The sequence below is a fragment of the Pseudoalteromonas sp. UCD-33C genome (genome assembly GCF_001306895.1).
In the GTDB taxonomy this organism is placed as follows: domain Bacteria; phylum Pseudomonadota; class Gammaproteobacteria; order Enterobacterales; family Alteromonadaceae; genus Pseudoalteromonas.
In genome coordinates this window covers 270,525-289,320 of record NZ_LJTB01000001.1, presented here as the reverse complement: position 1 = coordinate 289,320, position 18,796 = coordinate 270,525, and the positions used below count along the sequence as shown (strand labels likewise).

Sequence of the window (18,796 nt, the reverse complement as noted above, 5' to 3'; positions counted from 1 at the left end):
TCATCGGTCGATGGAGTGACATATTATGTTGAGTAACCGTACCAAAAGGCTCCTTTTTGGGAGCCTTTTTATCCTCTTATTAGGTTATGCAGTTAACCCTGCATTTGCAGCCAATGCCAGTGCCGAACTGCGATTTTATGATGACTCAAATAGCCAAGTGTCTTCGGGCTTATTAGTGAAAAACGATGTCACTATGACGCTCACTGGGCTTATTAATCATGTTGTTGTTAAACAGCGTTATCAAAACCCGCATCCGTTTGCGGTAAATGCCCGCTATGTGTTTCCGTTACCTGATGAAAGCGCAGTTCATGCCATGCAAATGCAAATTGGTGAGCGTATTATCACCGGTAACATTGCCCTTAAGCAGCAGGCTGAACAGCAATTTGAGCAAGCTCAAAAACAGGGTAAACGCGCCGCTTTAGTTCGTCAGCAACGTGCGAATATTTTCTCTACTGATGTGGCAAACCTTGGAGCAGGGGAAGAGATTGAAATTACCTTGCAATACCAAGAGATAATCGGTTTTCGAGATGGTGTGTTTTCACTGCGCTTTCCTACCACTATTACGCCGCGCTACGAACCTTTAACGGCAGAACTACAGCAAAAAGCGAATCTAGAAACAACAGACACAGACCAACAGAACGACGCAACAGCTAACACAGCGCAAGTGGCATCAGCGTGGCTGAAACCTGTTTTTCATCGCGCACAAAGCCAAGAGTCTGATGCGAGCCTGAACCTTGCAATTGCGATGGATATTGGCCTTGAACTCAGTGATATCAGCGCTAATTTAGCGGGTATGCAAATCGATAACCCAAGTTTTGGTCGGTACCAGTTATCACTTAATCGTGATGTTCCAATGGATAGAGACTTTGAGCTGACATTTAAACCCCTTGATAAAGCCCACTCTCAGGCTGCATTTTTTACCGAAACAGTAGCAGGGCAAGAATATGGTTTACTGATGTTAGTACCGCCAAGCGATCACTTTACCTCGCAAGCTCGTCTTCCTCGAGAAATGGTGTTTGTTGTAGATACCTCAGGCTCAATGCATGGTCAATCTATGGAGCAGGCTAAACAAGCCTTGTTTTATGCCCTTTCTTTATTGGATGAAAATGATAGTTTTAACATCATCGGCTTTGATAGCGAAGTGTCAGTGTTAAGTGACACACCAATGATTGCCAATGACTTTAACATTCGCCGTGCAGAGCGCTTTATTTATGGCTTACAAGCTGATGGCGGCACCGAAATAGCAAAAGCACTGACTCAGGTACTTGATGGTAAACAGCATGATGGCTTTGTACGCCAAGTGGTGTTTTTAACCGATGGCAGTGTGGGTAACGAAACGCAGCTATTTAAAAAAATTCAAACAGATTTAGGTGACAGCCGACTCTTTACCGTCGGTATTGGTAGCGCGCCTAATAGCTTTTTTATGACCAGGGCTGCTGATATTGGTCGTGGTACATTTACTTTTATAAGTAGCACCAGCCAAGTACAGCCAAAAATGCAACTACTTTTTGATAAGCTGGCGCATCCAGCTGTTACTGAGCTTGCTCTTGAAGGCGACAAAGCAGCCCTTGAGTATTGGCCATCGCCATTACCTGACTTGTATTTTTCAGAGCCGGTTTTGGTTGCCGTAAAGCTTGATGGCAGTCAGCACTTAACATTAAAGGGGCAGACAAACACAGGGCCAATGACGATTAATTTAGTAACTGCCAATGCTGCACACGGCGAAGGTATCGCTAGACTCTGGGCCAGACAAAAAATTAAGTCATTGCTGCTTTATAACGAAAAACAGGCGGTACGCGCAGAAGTCGAAGCATTAGCACTTCAGCATCATTTACTTAGCCCTTTTACGGCCTTTATTGCAGTTGATAACTACGCGGGGAATGAGATTGCAGAGCGTTCAATGCAAGTACGAAATAAACTTCCTAATGGCATGACGCTACCGCAAACCGACGGACAAAGCCGGGTGTTTATGTTACTTGGGTTGTTGTTGCTTACATTCTCATGGTTATGGCAATGGCGACGCTAAAAAAAGCGCTGCCAGTTTGCAGCGCCTTACTTGGCATCGCATTGTTTGTTAATGGTGGCTATATACAGGCGAAAGCTTGGCTGGCACAGGCTCTAATTGAGTCAGCTTGGCAGCAAGCTTTGCAAAGTCCTAATCAGCAAGTAAGGCCCTGGTTTTACGCCGATGGTTATGTCACTGCACACATAAATTGGCCAAGCCAGCAGCAAGAGATGACTGTACTTGCCGGTGCGTCGGGGCGAAACCTTGCGTTTGCCCCCGGGCATTTTTTGCCAAGCGGTGAACTTGGCAGCTCAAAAGGGGTGTTAATAGCTGGCCATAACGACACCCACTTTGCATTTCTAAAACATGTCGCAGTGGGTGAGCAGTTCAGTATGCAGTTGCAAAATGGCCAGATTGAACACTATCAAGTTCGCAGCATTGATGTTATTCATCAAAGCGAACAAGGTTTTTTAGCGCAATCAGGCCTTTATTTATTAACCTGTTACCCTTTTGACTCCTTAGCTTCAGGGACTGAGTTTAGGCTATTGGTGTCGGCTGATAAATTATCGTCGTCGACTTCAACTTTGAGCTCTTGATGACGTTGGCTAACAATAACACCGGCAAATACCACCGCAATACTCACCCATTGCCAAAGTGTGAGTACTTCGCCAAGTAAAATGGCAGACAAAATTAACGCAAAAATTGGAATGAGGTTTGAATAAGCAGCAGCGGTTAACACCGACACTTTACTGATGGCGTAATTGTACATGCCATAGCCACCTAAAGTGACACATGAGCCTAAATATAAAATGCTCAGTAGGGCACTTAAATCATGCTGATTTTCGCTGGGTAGTTCGATGAAAAATAAAAAAGGCGCAAAGAATAAGCTACCGCTAAACCCTTGGATTGCTATTAAGGTCAGCGGTGAGTAACGAGCGACTAAGTGTTTTACGCTCACGGTATAAAACGCCGCGCAAACCATCGCCATCAACTCTAAAAAGTTACCAAGCAGTGGGTTAGGGGCTTGCTCTGTGCTTGGTGACAATAACGTTAATAAAATGCTGCCGCCAATACACAAGGTAAAACCAACGACGATGGCTTTACTGATGTACTCTTTTAATATTAAGAACGCCAAAATAGCGACGATAATTGGTAAACAAGAAACAATTACCCCAGCTTGCGATGCCGAAGTGTATTCAAGGGCATGCCCTTCAAATAAATAATAAAAGCAAGGCTCAGCCAGCGACATACCAACTAAGTACTTCCAGTCACCTGGTTTAAACTCAAAGCGGATTATATAGCGCCATAAACATAAGCTAATCAATAATGTGGTTAGCATTCTTAAAAAAATCACTAACACAGGGTCATAAACATTGATTGCATGCTTTAAAGCAATGTAAGAGCTACCCCATAAAAAGGTCGCGATAATTAAGCATAAACTGGCTGGCATAGGTGTCGCTATTGAGTAAAAAAACGAGAGCGCGATCCTAGCATGAATTTTTTTAACTTGTTCAAAAACCGTTAGCTGGTATATATAAATTCTCTATTTTAATTACAGAATATAAGAATCAAATGCAAAGGCCACACGTCGTTGTTGTAAAGCTGGGCACAAGCGTGCTGACAGGCGGTACCGACAAATTAGATAAAGCGCACATGGTTGAACTTGTTCGCCAATGTTGCGAGTTAAAAAAGCAGGGTTATCAGGTTGTTTTAGTATCAAGCGGCGCGGTTGCTGCAGGTCGCGAGCAACTCATTACCCCCTGTGGTCGTTCTTTGATTGAAAAACAAATGCTTGCTGCAATCGGTCAAGGGCAACTTATTCATATTTGGCAGAGTTTGTTTGCTTTGTATGGTGTGAATGTTGGACAAATGCTACTGACCCGGGCCGATGTAGAAGACCGTGAACGTTACTTAAATGCCCGCGATACCTTAAATGCGCTACTTGCGCACAATGTAGTACCAATTATTAACGAAAACGACGCCGTGGCAACCGCCGAAATTAAAGTAGGTGATAACGATAACTTATCTGCTTTAGTCGCGATATTAGCGAATGCAGAAAAGCTGTTACTGTTAACTGACCAAGAAGGCCTATTTACAGGCGATCCTCGCTCTGATGCCAATGCGACACTTATCAACGAAGTTGAGCATATTAATGATGAGCTAAGAGAGCTCGCTGGTGGCAGTGGCACTACCCTAGGTACCGGTGGTATGGCAACCAAACTGCAAGCAGCCGATATTGCACGTCGCGCTGGTGTTGAGGTCATTATTGCCAAAGGCGCAGGCAAAAATGTGATACTAAATTGTATGGCCGACAAGCTTCCTGGTACACGCTTTTTAAAACTCACCGCACCAAAAGATGGCCGCAAAAAATGGTTACTTGCAGGACCTAAAAGCACGGGGCAATTAGTGATTGATGATGGCGCAAGCCTTGCACTTAAAGAGCGTGGCGCAAGCTTACTGGCAAAAGGCGTAAAAACTGTGCGAGGGCAATTTGAACGCGGTGATGTGATTGAAGTAGTGACGTGTCAAGGGCAATGTATAGCCAAAGGCCTTGTTAATTTTAACCACCAAGAAATAGATCAAATCAAAGGCTGTCATTCGTCGCAAATTACCCAGTTGCTTGCATTTGCACCAAGCAGTGAAGTAATTCACCGAGATGATATGATTTTGTTATAGTTTTTTAGTAATTCTGATAAAGTTAACTAAACTAAAGTAATAAGCAGTTTTGGGGACTTTTTAGATGGCGGCTAATGCTTGCGGACATGACTGGGTTGTAGAAATCACCCAACAAGAAGAAGAGCCTGAGCTCGATCAGGCGCTTATTAATGCCGTGAGTGAATTAGATGAATTCTCTCGTTTTGCTATTTACATCAATAAGTTTTTTAAACCAGGCCTGCCTGCAAGGCTGCTAAATAAAGATTCTGTTATCGAAGAGCTCAGTGAACATGAAGTCAATGAGCTCATCGAAAAAGTCAGCCGCAATAAAATTCGCATCAGTCGCAACTACGGCTTTATTTCTACTTATGTGCCCATTTATTACATGGGCAATGTGGTTGGTGTACTGGTCATTGAGTCTGAAAAAGAGCTTTCAGAGCGCTGTAGTATGCTCGCCATCTACATGCTAAATATCTACGCGAATCAACTGTCGTTACTTTATAAGTCGCAACTTGACCCTTTAACTGAGCTTTTAAACAGGCAAACCTTTGATAAAAAAGTGATTGAAATTGCAGCCGATGCCGCTGTAGGTCATGAAAGCCATGAGTCAAAGCAACGTCATTGGTATTTAGCGATGGTCGATATTGACCATTTTAAAAGCGTAAATGACAACTATGGGCACGTTATTGGCGATGAAGTGATCTTGTTAGTAGCACAGTTATTAAAAAATAATTTTCGAATAGAAGATTACGTTTTTCGCTACGGCGGCGAAGAGTTTGCTGTGTTATTTCAAGCAAGTGACGAGCTCGATGCACGCAATGCCCTTAATCGCTTTCGTGGCTGCGTAGCAGAATACCCTTTTCCTCAAGTCGGTAACTTAACAGTGAGTAGCGGTTTTATGCCAATCTACGAGTTCGAAATGGTTGCCAGCCTAGTCCAAAAAGCCGATCAGGCCTTGTACCATTCTAAAAACAGTGGTCGTAATTGCGTGACTGCCTATTCCGAGTTAGATATTCAACAAAGCCAGCCTCAAGATGATTCAATAGAGCTGTTTTAAGGTGTTGCAGCGCGCTTAGCTGTGTTAAAATTGCCCACTATTTTTAGAGCCACATGAGAAGGTAAGATGAAGTTTGTTCGTTGGTTGTTAGGCCGCATCATTTTGTTTTTTGATTTTGTATTCACACCACGCAGTAAAAAGCGTCCGGCAGCAGAGCAAGCAGCGCTTGACTCAGTGACGTCACAATTTAAGCTTTATCAATTTAAAGCCTGTCCATTTTGCGTGAAGGTACGTCGTGCTATTAAACGCCAAGGTCTATCAGTTGAAACCCGTGACGCTAAAGGTAACGAGCAATTTCGCCAAGAACTTTTAGAGCAGGGCGGCAAAGTGAAAGTGCCTTGTTTACGTATTGAAGAAAACGGCCAAGTAACTTGGTTGTATGAATCAAACGATATCATTGCTTATTTAGATAAAGTCGCTGCATAAAGCGGCTTTTCACTTCGATTATAGCCCGTGCTGTGCTAGCATTTGGGCAAATTTTTAATTGTCTTTTGAGAGATATAACCATGACAATTCGCACCCGTGTTGCTCCGTCACCGACAGGCGACCCGCACCTAGGTACTGCATACATCGCATTATTTAACTACTGTTTTGCTAAGCAGCAAGGCGGTGAGTTTGTGTTACGTATTGAAGATACAGACCAAGTTCGTAGTACGCCAGAATCAGAGCAAGCTATTATGGATAGCTTACAATGGTTAGGCTTAAACTGGGATCACGGTCCAGATGTAGGCGGTGAGTTTGGTCCATACCGTCAATCTGAGCGTAGCGATTTATATAAGAAATTTGCGCATCAGTTAGTTGAACAGGGTAAAGCTTTTTACTGTTTTGCTACGAGCGAAGAACTAGACCAAATGCGTGAAGAGCAAATGGCCGAAGGCCTACGCCCTAAATACGATGGTCGTGGTTTAAATCTTTCTGAAGATGAAATTAAAGCAAACCTTGAAGCGGGTAAGCCTTACGTAATCCGTATGAAGATCCCAAGCGAAGGCACGTTCAAGTTTAACGACTACCTACGTGGCGAAATTGAGATCCCATGGGAAAATGTAGACATGCAAGTGCTACTTAAAGCTGACGGTTTCCCAACTTACTTCCTTGCCAACGTTGTTGATGATCACCACATGCAAATTAGCCACATTTTCCGTGGTGAAGAGTGGATCAATTCAGCGCCTAAGCTATTAAAGTTATACGAAGATTTTGGTTGGGAAGCACCTGTACTAGGTCACTTACCATTACTTCGTAACCCTGATAAGTCAAAGTTATCGAAGCGTAAAAACCCAACTTCAATCAACTACTATAAAGAAATGGGTTACCTACCTGAGGCACTATTAAACTATTTAGGCCGCATGGGTTGGTCAATGCCTGATGAGCGTGAAAAGTTCACGTTAGCAGAGATGATTGAACACTTTGATATGAAACGAGTGTCGCTTGGTGGCCCTATTTTCGACATCGATAAGCTTAGCTGGTTAAACGGTATGTGGATCCGTGAAAACTTATCTGATGCAGAACTAATGCAACGTTTTGTTGATTGGAAGTTTAATACTGAGCTATTCGCTAAAGTATTACCAGAAGCAAAAACGCGTATTAATACGCTTTCTGACATGGTTGATCTTGCTGGTCACTTTGTGGGTGGTATTCCAAGCTATGATCCTGCGCTATTAACGGCAGGTAAAGCTGATGAAGATGCTATCCGTCAAGCATTACAGTTCTTCATCTGGCAATTAGAAGGTTTACGCAGTTGGGAAAAACCAGCGATTTTTGCTATCGCAAAAGAAGTGGCGACTTTCCATGAATTGAAGATTAAAGACTTCCTTGAGCCAATCTTTGTGGCTATCACAGGTAAGACATCTTCAACTTCAGTACTTGATGCGATGGAAATTTTAGGTTCTGACTTATCACGTGCTCGTTTACGTGTTGCACTAGCACATATTGGTGTGTCTAAAAAGCAAGCGAAAAAAATTGAGCGTGCATATCGCGATTATCCACAAGTTTAATCGTAATTGTTAGTTTTAAAAACCGAGCTTATTGCTCGGTTTTTTTATATTTAAATCAAAGTTAATGCAGATTTAACTTGTAAATAGGGACTGCTCTAATAGTATTAAACATGCACAATTTATCACTTGTAGATATATCTTAATGAAGCAGTATGAGGTAACTGCAAGCGAGGGATTATTTAAGCTGAGGCGAATGCTTTAGTTAGTTTTCAAGGAGAAAGTGATGTTTAAATACGTATTGGTCTGTTTGGCCATTTTAGGCTTTAGTTTGCCAAGTTTCGCGGCTGATAAACCCAATGTACTTGTTATTTGGGGTGATGATGTTGGTATGTGGAACATTAGTGCCTATCATCGAGGCATGATGGGAGGCAGTACCCCAAACATAGATAGAATTGCTAATGATGGCATGATATTTATGGACCATTATGCACAGGCCTCGTGTACTGCTGGCCGTGCTGCATTTATCACAGGTCAGTACCCAATGCGAACTGGTCTCAGTACGGTAGGGCTTCCTGGCGCGAAGCAAGGCTTGCAAGAGAAAGATCCCACCTTAGCAACTATGCTCAAATCAAAGGGTTATGTCACAGGCCAGTTTGGTAAAAACCATTTAGGTGATCGTGATGAGCACTTACCTACAAATCATGGCTTTGATGAATTTTTTGGAATTTTATATCACCTCAATGCCGGTGAATATCCAGAACAACAAGACTATCCTCAAGATGCCAAAACACAAGAAAAGTTTGGTTTAAAAATGCGTGGGGTCATTCATTCAAAAGCGCTTGGAAATGGCAAGCAAGAGATTAAAGATCTTGGTCCATTTGGGAAAGAGCGTCAGCGCAATTTAGACCAAGAAGTACTTGTAGAGTCAAAACGCTTTATCCGTGATGCAGTAAAACAAAATAAACCTTTCTTCGTTTGGCACAACACAACTCGTATGCATTACCAAACTAACCTTAATAAAGCTTATGACGGCAAAACTGGCTTTGGTTTATATGCTGATGGTATGGCCGAAATGGATGATGATGTAGGTGAATTACTTAACTTACTTGATGAACTTAAAGTAGCTGATAACACAATAGTGATGTTTTCTACCGATAACGGTGCCGCATCAAACTCATGGCCAGATGGTGGCAACCAGCCATTTCATGGTGAAAAAGGCGTTGGTGGCTGGGAAGGTGGCTTCAGAGTACCTATGGTTGTTAAATGGCCGGGCCATGTTCCTAAAGGTGTGAGCACCGGTGAGTTCATGACAATGGAAGATTGGATGCCAACGATTATGTCGTGGGTTGGCGATAAAGATTTAAAAGCTAATTTATTAAAAGGCACCAAGATTAATGGTCAAAAGTATAAAGTTCATTTAGATGGTTTTGATCAAAGTGATATTTTACTAAACAATGGTAAAACAAAGCGTAAAGAGTTCTATTATTTCACCGAAACTACCTTTCATGGAATGCGTTACGGTGACTGGAAGTTAATCTTTACAGAACAAAATCATTGGTTTAGGTCTACACAGCAAGCCCTTACTTCACCTTACATTATTAACCTAAAAATGGATCCATTTGAGCGATTCATTGATGCTAGGGGTTATGATGAGTGGGCAGAAAACCGTAGTTGGATTTTAGGCCCAGCAGGTAATCAAATTGCAGAGTTTGTAAAAACTTTTAAGGCTTTTCCACCTAGCCAAGAGAGTATGTCAGTACAAGTGGGTAGTGTTGCTGAAATGATTTCACAGCAAGCGTTAAACCGCTAAAAACGATAGGCTTTACCAGAACACAAGGTTGCAACATCACAGTCTTGGTAGTCACTGGTAAAGTCTTTACAACTCTCAACTAAGTAACCATTGCCGCCTCGATTTACTACTTCAAGTTTTAGCTGCTCAATAGCAATATTATTGGCCTCTGTAGGGCTATAACCACCAGATTGTGCTGAGCGCTCACCAAGACAACTAAGCTCTTCAACTTCACCTAAATAATATGCGCTGCCCCTTTTTCTATTTATCGGCATTGTAAAAATAAACTTAATATTGATACTTGTCTGGTAATTTAAATGTTAACAGTGTGTACAAAACGCTACACGAATGTACGCCATTTTTAAAACCTCTTGTGGTTATATTGTAGTCGCAAGCAGTGAAATGGATGTTCACAAAGCTTGAATAATTACTCCAACTAACTATCCAGGGGATACTTTATGCAAGTGAAAACACTCTCGATTGCTGTTGCCGCAGCTCTCTACAGTGCCAGTGCTGCTCATGCAGTGGGTGTTGATAACAATCAAGTAAAACACCAATTAAAAGCACCTAATATAACATTTGAAGAAGTAAAAGCGTTTAGCAAAGAGTTTAACCAAGGTGACTCTAGCAACATGCTACAAAATGATGGCCTAAATGTTCAGCTAAATAGCAAAGCAAATAAATTTGCTGAAGAAGGCATTGATGGTGAGCATATTTATATTATCCGTTTACGTGATAACTCTGTTGCTCTTGAAGCACGCGATTTAACCTCACCATTATCACAATCACTTCAAGCACAAGGCGTTTCAAAAGTATTTGAGAAAGGTCAAGCGGCGGTCTCTGCTGTAACTGATTATCAAAATAAACTACTTTCAAAACAACGTACTGTAATGCAAAACGTGACTGCGGTGACTGGTCGTACAGAGATGCGTCGTCAATTCACTAAAGCATTAAATGGTTTCTCTGTAAAAATGACAGAGCAAGAAGCGATGCGCGTTGCAGAGCTTGGTGCAGTCGTTTCTGTAATGCGTTCGAAGAACTATGATCTTCTTTCTGATGAAGGTCCTAAGCATATCGGCGCTGATCAAATTTGGGATGGCTCAAGCGTTCCTAGTGGCATCAAGGGTAAAGGTGAAGGCCAAATCGTTGGTATCATCGATACCGGTATTAACTCAGATCACCCTTCATTTGCAGCTGTAGGTGGGGATGGTTACGAGCATGAAAACCCGTTTGGTCCAGGTGTTTATGTAGGTGACTGTGTTGAAGAACCTGAAGAAATTCAATGTAATAATAAATTAATCGGTGTGCGTTCTTATGATGTGATCACTGATGCATTTGATGCCATGATCCCAGGCTGGCCAGCAATTGGTGAAGATTACCAAGGTCACGGCTCACACGTAGCTTCAACAGCAGCTGGTAACGTGGTCAACGATGTACCGTTTATGCTTCCGAGCTTTGGTGAAAACACCGATGGTAATATCTTAAAAGAAGGTTTATTTCCTGAAATCTCAGGTGTTGCACCGCACGCAAATATCATTGCTTATCAAGTATGTTATCCATCAAGTGACGAATACGCAGGCTGTCCTGGCGAAGCACTTGTAGCGGGTATTGAAGATGCAATTTCTGATGGTGTTGATGTAATCAACTTCTCAATTGGTGGTGCTGATTCTAATGTGTGGGCCGATCCAGTACAACTTGCATTCTTAGCAGCGCGTGAAGCGGGCATTAACGTTGCCGCGGCAGCAGGTAACAGCGGTCAAGCATGTGGTGCAGCTGAGTGTTTTGGTTACTTAGATAATTCATCACCTTGGCTTGCACAAGTTGCAGCAACAACACATGGTCGTACTGTCGCTGTTGAAACTGCGGTCGAGTTTGCTGGTTTTGCAGACGATACTTTGGGTTCAGAAGTACCTAGCTGGTCAGAAACAGGCCTTGTTGGTGGTTCAATTAATAGCGAAGAAATTACCGGTGTTGTTGTTTGGGCTAAAGATTACGAAGACGTAAATGGTTTTAAAGACTACAACGGTTACTGTACGGCAGATTATCCAGAAAACACCTTCAATTTCTACAAAGATGGTACTGAAATCGCGGGCGCGGCTGATGGTAGCACTGATGTTATTGTTATCTGTCAACGTCACGATCCAAATGATTCAGCAGCCAATGCGCGTACTGCAAAAGTTGATCATGTAAAAGCCGGTGGTGCGGATGGTTTCATCATGTTTAACCGTGACCGCGATCAAGGCACTGTGGCTGAAGGTTATTCATTACCAGGTGTTCACTTTACTTATGACCAATGGAATGGTGTTTATCCAGAAGATGGCTTAGAAGATTGGGTAGATAGTTACTCAGAACTTGGTCATATGATCACCATCAAACCAACAGTGATTGAGCGTCGTGTTGATGCAGAAGATGCTGACTGGTTGGCAACATTCTCATCACGAGGCCCGTCTTATTCTAATGTTGAAGTACTTGCTCCTACGCTCGCTGCTCCTGGTGTTGATATTTACGCGGCTTACTCTGATGAACATCCATTTGTAACGCCACATGGCCAAGATTACGCTGCAATTAGCGGCACATCGATGGCATCACCACATGTTGCAGGCTCAATGGCGTTATTACGTCAAATTCACCCTGAGTGGACTGCGGCTGAAATCCAATCTGCATTATCGATGACTGCTGAAAACGTTGTTAAGTATCATCGCTTGAATAGTGCAAGTGATGTTGTTGCTGATGCGAAAACCTATCGTTCGGGCGCAGGTCGCATCAATGTTGGATTGGCTGCTAAAGCTGGTTTTGTCATGGATGAAACGGCAGATAACTTCTTAGCTGCTGATCCATATAATGGTGGTACACCACATAAACTTAACTTACCAAATCTAGTTAATTTCTCTTGTGCGCCTGAATGTCAGTGGGTTCGTACAATTAAAGCAACAGAAGATGGTACTTGGACTGTAAGTCATGAAGATGTAGAAAACTGGGCGTTTGATGTTAACTCACAAACAGCGCAAAACGGTGTGAATATCGATATCTTCCCGAAAACTTTCACGCTGAAAAAAGGTGAAACACAAACAATCATTGTTAAAGCATCGATCATGGATACCCAAGATTGGTTCAGTAACTCTGAAGTTGAGCTTCATACTAACCTTGTTTTCCAGGCTGAAGAAGAAAATATCCCTGATGCACATTGGCCTGTGGCGTTTAAATATGATCGTGGTAACTTACCATCATCTTTAGAGACAACAGCTCACTCAAACGTAGGTACTTATGTAGCTAAAGGTATTGTATTACCAAGTGTTGAAGCGCCAGTGGCCCGTGCATATGAGCCAGTAAAAGCAGATATCACAACGGTGACTTTACCAAAAGATGATGAGCGTACTTTCCCTTGGACGATGAATCGCACAGGTGATGTTGATGCAGCTGATATTTTAGATGAAGCAACATTTACTAAGTTTGTGACAGTACCAGCTAACTCAAAACGTTTTATTGCAGAAACTGTTGATGTTGAATCTGAGCTAGAAGGCACCTTGAACGTAGTTAACCCAATTATTTATATAGGTAAAGACTACAACGGTGATGGAATTGTTCAGCCACAAGATGAAATATTATGTGTATCTAATCATAAGATTTATAAAAACTTCTGTAATATCAATAACCCAGAAGAAGGTGAGTATTGGGTTGTTGCTTATAGCCCGAATAAAGCGTCAGTGGGTGCCGTTGAAGAAACATTTGAACTTGCAACAGCGGTTGTGTCAGACCAAGTAGCCTCTGGTATGACTGCAAGCCTTCCTGGAAGTGATGGTCAAAATACTGTTGAAATGACTGTTGACTGGGATATGGACATTGATGCTGACAGTGTGTACTACTCACTATTAGATGTAGGTACATCGGCTGTGAACCATGGTAACCTAGGTTCTATTCCATTTAAGCTCAACCGTGGTAATGACGTTGCTCATCTTGATGCACCATATACTGGTGCGAAAGTGGGTGATATGGTGCCTTACACATTTGAAGTGTTAGCAAATAATTCAGGTGTAGATCGAGAGTTCTCACTAGAGCTTGATATCCCTGCGGGTCTTGATATTAAAGCAGAAAACGTGGCGGTCTCAACAGCATCAGAAATCAATGTTGAAATTGCTGACGGTAAGGTGATTGTAACGGGTACGCAAGCGGATACTCGCGATGTTGAACCTGATTATATCGTCACAGATAACATTACCGATGAAATGTGTCGTACGCCTGATTTTGGTAACTCAAACCCGGGTGGCTATGTTGACTTAGCAGAGTTTGGTATTACACCTGTTTTATCTGGTTTTGAAGAGAATAATTATTACAACTCACGAAATGGTTACTCGTTACCAATCGCAAGTTTTTATAACGGCGCATATGATACATTCAGCCTTTATAACAATGCTGAAAATACCAATATCCAAAACTCGATAATCCAAATTCGTGGTATGGGTACAGTTAACACAAATGGTAGCCGATATTTCTTCCCTGTTCATAACCCGTTCCCTTATAACTCATTCCCATATGAGAATATGGGCCCATTATGGCGTGGTTGGGAGTTCACTGATAATGGCTTATTGCGCTCTGTAATGTCAGTTGGTTTATCGTCTAGCGAAGGTATTTCACTTGCAAGTACAACAACTGGTTGGGGCATTGTTGAGTGGGATAACGCATCAGACTATGATAATCCAGTATATGACCGTACAACAGGTAAATACACATACACTAAACGTGATAACTCTTTTGATTTCCAGGTGTTATTTAATGCAAATACACGCTTTGGTAAAGATGAGCATGAAATTTACTATGCATACGACAATCTAGACTACGGTTCGACGCGTCCTGCAGGTAGTATCGGCCTGCAAGGTTTCCGTGGTGCCCAGTTCGAGTATGGTCCACTTGAAAACTACCGTGGTATTCAAATCGCTTATAACAACCTAGATGAAGTGATCAGCGATGGTTACGTGGTGTGTATGGACTATGTAGGTCCAGAGTCATCACAATTTGAAGTGACTGCTTGGGCCGAAGTTACGCCGTCTGCAGCAGGTCAAACACTTGAAGTTGCAGCTAAAGCAGCAATCTCGGGTCTGAATGACATGACTTCAACAGCAACACTAACCATTCCAGGCAACATCACTGTGGTAGCCCTTGATGACATGGTAACAACAGAAGAAACACCGATTAGCTTTGAAGTTCATCACATTGATGAAAAGAACTCGAAGAATGAAATCTCGGTAATTTCTGACGACGTAACCTATGAAGTTGATGGCGATACAGTAACGATTACACCAAATGAGAACTTCTCTGGTGAGACAGAAGTAACTGTGATGGTATCTGATATTGAATACCCTTCAGATGCTGCAAGCACGACCTTTATGTTAACGGTTGAAGCAGTTAACGATGCACCGGTAGTGGTTGTTGAAGCAAGTGCTCAGCAAGTTACTGAAGGCAGCATGATTACCCTAGATGCATCAGCATCACATGATTTAGATAACGATGAGTTAACTTTCTCATGGGAAGGCCCAGGTACAATCGCAAGCCCAACATCAGCAATCACTGAAGTATCAGGTTTAACAGCTGGTGAGCATCAGTTTACTGTAACGGTAAGTGATGGTGTTGAACCGATGGAACTAGGTGTAGCAGTGACGGTAACGGCACAAGAGACAACCGTTGTTCCTGAAGAAAAAGCGAAATCATCAAGTGGTTCACTTGCTTGGTTAACTGTTCTATTAGCTGGTTTTGCAGGTGTTCGTCGCCGCGTAAAACGAGGCTAAGTACTCCCTAAGTATGTTATGTAACAAAGGGCCTTCGGGCCCTTTTTTTTGGTCTAGCAAAAATAAGTCGTACATTTTAATAACCAAAAAGAATAACTAACAACTGAAAACCTATGTAGCAAAATGTACATGCTATTTTATATTTTTTTCAGTGTGTTAGTTTGAAGATAGGGCGTAAATTAACAGTCTACGCCGCTTTGTTGGTCAAAAAAATTATACAATAAAGCGCGCAAGCGATATGATCGTCCCCGATTAAGTAAAGACTAAAGACTTTTTGGTAGTATTAAGTTGTCATAGTGATTGTTATTTATGACATAAAGGTGAATTGCGTTAATGAAGAAATTGTTTGGCTTAGTATGTTGTTTAACTGCATCAACTGCGTTTGCGCAGGCTGATGTTAAACAACCACAATTAATTAAAAAGTCGACAATACATGCCAGCATCACAGTGGGGTACGGGGGCATTGAAAACCCGGTACTTGATGCTGATGATGTCACTTCGCCAATTCTGCCAAGTTTTGCTTATTATGGTGATAACTGGTATTTCGATGATTTCTCTGTTGGCTACAGCCTATATGAAACAGAGAACTTCTACGTTGATTTACTGGGGCGCTTTAATGATGATGGTTTTTTCTTTGAGCTGGATGGGGTAGATAAACTCTATGCCACAGGTGTTGTTCGTTCGAGTTCAGGACGACCGACATTACCCACTGCATCACCAATTAATTTAACACCTATAGAACGCGACCTTTCTTACATGGCAGGGTTATCATCGGCAGTAAACGTGTATGATAATATCTGGTTAAGTGCTGCGTATGTGCACGATGTAACCAATGTTCATAATGGTTATGAAATATTGTTCAACGGCTATCATGTATTTGAGTTGTTTTCTGGTACTGCAGGTCTTGAAGCGGGCATTAATTACAAAAATGAAGAACTGATCGATTATTACTACACGGTTAACCCATCGGAAAGCAAAACGCGTTTACTAAGCTACAATTTAGAAAGTGCCACTAACTACTACTTCAAAGTAAGTTATGAATATCCGATCAGCGACAGTTTCAGTCTTGATTTCAAACTTAAACATACTTGGCTTGATAGCAACTTAGCTAACTCACATATGATCAATAAAAACGGTTATTTCTCAGGTTTTACGGGCATTACTTATCACTTTTAGGCCAACGAATGGTGATCTCTGCACCGCCTGTTTGCGAACTGTTAGCCAAGCTAATTTTACCGCCATGCCAACTGGCAATACGATGCACGATATAAAGTCCTAATCCATACCCACTCGCTAGTTTATCTCCTTCACCTTGTTTAAAAGGCTCAATTAACGCATCCGCATTAATTGGTAAGCCAGGTCCATCGTCTGTAATGCTTATACTGTAATAGCCCGCTTGTTCTGTGCTACTTATATGGATTGTGTGTTTTGCGTATTTTGTGGCGTTGATCAGTAAGTTTTGTACCGCGATTGCCATAAAGCTTGCTTCGCAATAGGCTGTGTCTATTTCAAGGGCTGGTATGAATTCGAGCTCTTTGTATAAATCGAATTTAGCAATTTCTGTGTTGATCAGTTTAGCTAAGTTAACTTTCTCCTGATTAAATACACTTTGCTGGTGCTCTAAGCGAGCGAACGATAAGTATTGCTCTAGACGTAATTCAATCTCATCAATATCACGCTCAATTTGGCTACCTTCTTGAGATTCCAAATCGGCAATCGACAAAGCAAATCGCATACGGGTAAGGGGAGTGCGAATTTCATGAGAAATAATACGCGATAAGTCATTATGTAGCTGAACAAACTTATTGATGCGCTCAGACATATGGGTGAAGGTGCTGGCTAATGGCGCAATAGATGAATTTGGTTTTATATCAAGCTCTATACGTTGCGGTTTCTTACTAAAACGATGAGCTGCGCGTTGTAATAAGCTCAAGTCACGAAATACTGGGCGAATGAATAATAAGATCATCGCACCAAGTAAAAAGTAAAAGGCAAAAAATGCAAGCCAGTCAGTTTTGGCTTGCGAAATCAAAGAAATGGGGCCAACTTTTTGGATGCTACCGTTATTGCCTTTGAGGTATATATACTGCTGATTGTTTTCGGTGACGCTGATAATGCCATCTTTATCGAATTTGGCTTGTAATGAATCAGGTAAAACAAGCTCGTTTTGGTTAAAGGAGCTGATCCTAGATTCTTTTTGCTCAGCTATTTGAGCAAGTTCAGCAACACTTATTTGCACACTCGGTATGTGCTCAGAAAAAAACTGATTATAAAGCTGGCCAAAAGCTAAAACTAAGGCAATTAAGCTTACTGTGATAATTAAGTAAAGCTTAAAAAATTGCTGCTTCATATTTTTGAAATATCCAAGCTGTATCCTTTACCTCGTACAGACTTGATATCTAGCGTTTCTTTTTGCTCGCTAATGGTTTCTTTTAGCTTTTTACGTAAACGGCTAATTTTTAAATCAATAGCTCGGTCAAGTCCGTCATACTCACGGCCAATAACATGCTTGAATAATACCTCGCGAGAAACCGGTTCAGGGGTGTTTTTCGCAAGGTAGGCAATGATCTCAAATTCACTTTCATTGAGGTTCAATGCTGTGTTATGAAAATAGATATCGCGTTTTTTACTATCGATACGCAAAATATCAATTTGGTGTGAAAAGTTATCTTGGCCAACAGTGTGGGCGATAATCGTTTTAACTTTGGCGAGTAACAATTCAGGCTTAATGGGTTTTACAAGGTAGTCGTAAGCACCTAGGTTTAAGCCCTTAATTTGTGATTGCACAGAATCCAGTGCCGTTAGAAAAATAACAGGGCAACTGTACTTTTCTTTCAATTGAGAAATTAACTCAAAGCCATTGCCATCCGGTAGCATCACATCACAGATGATCAGTGAAGGCATAAAGGTGATTTCACTGCTACGGTACGCCTCAGCAGTATTGAATACATCTATGGTATAGCCATGCTTTAACAAAAACGTTTGTATTAAGCTTGCTAATTTCACATCATCTTCAATTAAAAAAATATGCTGCATTATAAACTCCAGCCAAAGCGCCGTTTTATTCGGTAATCTTTAGCTTCATAGCTTGCTATTGACAGTAGTTGTTGCTTAACAACTTGATTGCTCAATGGATTAATTAATTTCACTGTAAGCGGATGCTCAGTCTTAACCGTTAATTTCTCGATAATTAAACCACCTTGTTTGTAACACTGCGTATATTGAGGACGCTGAGTTATTTCTAAACAAAGTTCTTTAAAGGGAGCAACACGAAAATGAATCTGTATATTAAACTCACAGGCTTTTTGTTTTGCATCTGTCACACACACGGTGGGTGAGACTTTAAAAAAAGGTTGCTCGGGACTGTCATCGCTTAAACAAAGCGACGAAAAACAAAGACAAAAAAACAGTAATAGCCAACTAAATCGGTTTATCATTTAACCAAGTCTCTGTTTTTTAGAAGTCTTTTCTTCAAAGTAACAATAACCATCGAAAGCTGATGTAACCTGCCCAACTCACTTTGAGTACTCATTTTTTTGCCGTTTATTATAATTATTATTTATGCAGCCTATGAGTGGC

General features: G+C 41.6%; 14 protein-coding genes. 9 read left to right on the top strand and 5 right to left on the bottom strand.

Annotation, left to right across the window (positions count from 1 at the left end; translation table 11 throughout):
- The first annotated feature begins 25 nt into the window (after nt 1-25).
- The gene (locus tag AOG26_RS01200) at nt 26-2,026 is read left to right on the top strand and encodes a marine proteobacterial sortase target protein (RefSeq protein ID WP_054560856.1); all 2,001 of its coding nucleotides are present in this window, start codon (nt 26-28) and stop codon (nt 2,024-2,026) included.
- A complete protein-coding gene (locus AOG26_RS01195) occupies nt 2,014-2,601 on the top strand; it encodes a class GN sortase (RefSeq protein ID WP_082401542.1) in 588 nt (195 codons plus the stop codon). The genes AOG26_RS01200 and AOG26_RS01195 overlap by 13 nt, the downstream gene beginning before the upstream one ends.
- On the opposite strand, the gene AOG26_RS01190 is transcribed toward AOG26_RS01195, so the two are convergent.
- Nucleotides 2,508-3,455 (bottom strand): DMT family transporter, encoded by a 948-nt coding sequence (locus tag AOG26_RS01190; protein ID WP_054560855.1) that lies wholly within the window; start codon nt 3,453-3,455, stop codon nt 2,508-2,510. The genes AOG26_RS01195 and AOG26_RS01190 overlap by 94 nt on opposite strands.
- 122 nt (nt 3,456-3,577) lie before the next feature.
- Here AOG26_RS01190 and proB point away from each other — a divergent pair, with 122 nt between their 5' ends.
- The 5 genes from proB (at nt 3,578) to AOG26_RS01165 (ending at nt 9,458) form a co-directional block, all read left to right on the top strand.
- Complete coding sequence (proB, locus tag AOG26_RS01185; protein WP_054560854.1) at nt 3,578-4,681, top strand: glutamate 5-kinase; 1,104 nt, start codon at nt 3,578-3,580, stop codon at nt 4,679-4,681.
- 64 nt (nt 4,682-4,745) lie between these two features.
- Nucleotides 4,746-5,717, top strand: coding sequence for a GGDEF domain-containing protein (locus AOG26_RS01180; RefSeq protein WP_054560853.1), 972 nt, complete (start codon nt 4,746-4,748; stop codon nt 5,715-5,717).
- 66 nt (nt 5,718-5,783) lie between these two features.
- Nucleotides 5,784-6,143 (top strand): glutathione S-transferase N-terminal domain-containing protein, encoded by a 360-nt coding sequence (locus AOG26_RS01175; RefSeq protein WP_054560852.1) that lies wholly within the window; start codon nt 5,784-5,786, stop codon nt 6,141-6,143.
- An 80-nt stretch (nt 6,144-6,223) separates the two neighbouring features.
- On the top strand, nt 6,224-7,708 hold the full coding sequence (gene gltX / locus AOG26_RS01170; protein WP_054560851.1) for a glutamate--tRNA ligase: 1,485 nt from the start codon (nt 6,224-6,226) through the stop codon (nt 7,706-7,708).
- A 223-nt stretch (nt 7,709-7,931) separates the two neighbouring features.
- Nucleotides 7,932-9,458 (top strand): arylsulfatase, encoded by a 1,527-nt coding sequence (locus AOG26_RS01165; protein WP_054560850.1) that lies wholly within the window; start codon nt 7,932-7,934, stop codon nt 9,456-9,458.
- Here AOG26_RS01165 and AOG26_RS01160 read toward each other — a convergent pair.
- Nucleotides 9,455-9,712, bottom strand: coding sequence for a hypothetical protein (locus tag AOG26_RS01160; protein WP_054560849.1), 258 nt, complete (start codon nt 9,710-9,712; stop codon nt 9,455-9,457). The two genes, AOG26_RS01165 and AOG26_RS01160, sit on opposite strands and share 4 nt — an antisense overlap.
- Nucleotides 9,713-9,895: 183 nt before the next feature.
- On the opposite strand from AOG26_RS01160, the gene AOG26_RS21020 reads away from it, so the two are divergent.
- A complete protein-coding gene (locus AOG26_RS21020) occupies nt 9,896-15,217 on the top strand; it encodes a S8 family serine peptidase (RefSeq protein ID WP_054560848.1) in 5,322 nt (1,773 codons plus the stop codon).
- 333 nt (nt 15,218-15,550) lie between these two features.
- Nucleotides 15,551-16,393 (top strand): MipA/OmpV family protein, encoded by an 843-nt coding sequence (locus AOG26_RS01150; protein WP_054560847.1) that lies wholly within the window; start codon nt 15,551-15,553, stop codon nt 16,391-16,393.
- On the opposite strand, the gene AOG26_RS01145 is transcribed toward AOG26_RS01150, so the two are convergent.
- The 3 genes from AOG26_RS01145 to AOG26_RS01135 are packed head-to-tail and all read right to left on the bottom strand — an operon-like array spanning nt 16,377 to nt 18,654.
- Entirely contained in the window at nt 16,377-17,567 is a 1,191-nt protein-coding gene (locus AOG26_RS01145) for an ATP-binding protein (protein WP_054560846.1), read from the bottom strand. The two genes, AOG26_RS01150 and AOG26_RS01145, sit on opposite strands and share 17 nt — an antisense overlap.
- Complete coding sequence (locus AOG26_RS01140; protein WP_054560845.1) at nt 17,564-18,253, bottom strand: response regulator transcription factor; 690 nt, start codon at nt 18,251-18,253, stop codon at nt 17,564-17,566. Before AOG26_RS01140 ends, AOG26_RS01145 begins: the two co-directional genes overlap by 4 nt.
- Nucleotides 18,253-18,654 carry a DUF3019 domain-containing protein gene (locus AOG26_RS01135; RefSeq protein ID WP_055020985.1) on the bottom strand — a complete coding sequence of 134 codons (402 nt, stop codon included), beginning with the start codon at nt 18,652-18,654 and terminating at the stop codon, nt 18,253-18,255. The genes AOG26_RS01140 and AOG26_RS01135 overlap by 1 nt, the downstream gene beginning before the upstream one ends.
- Nucleotides 18,655-18,796 lie beyond the last annotated feature (142 nt).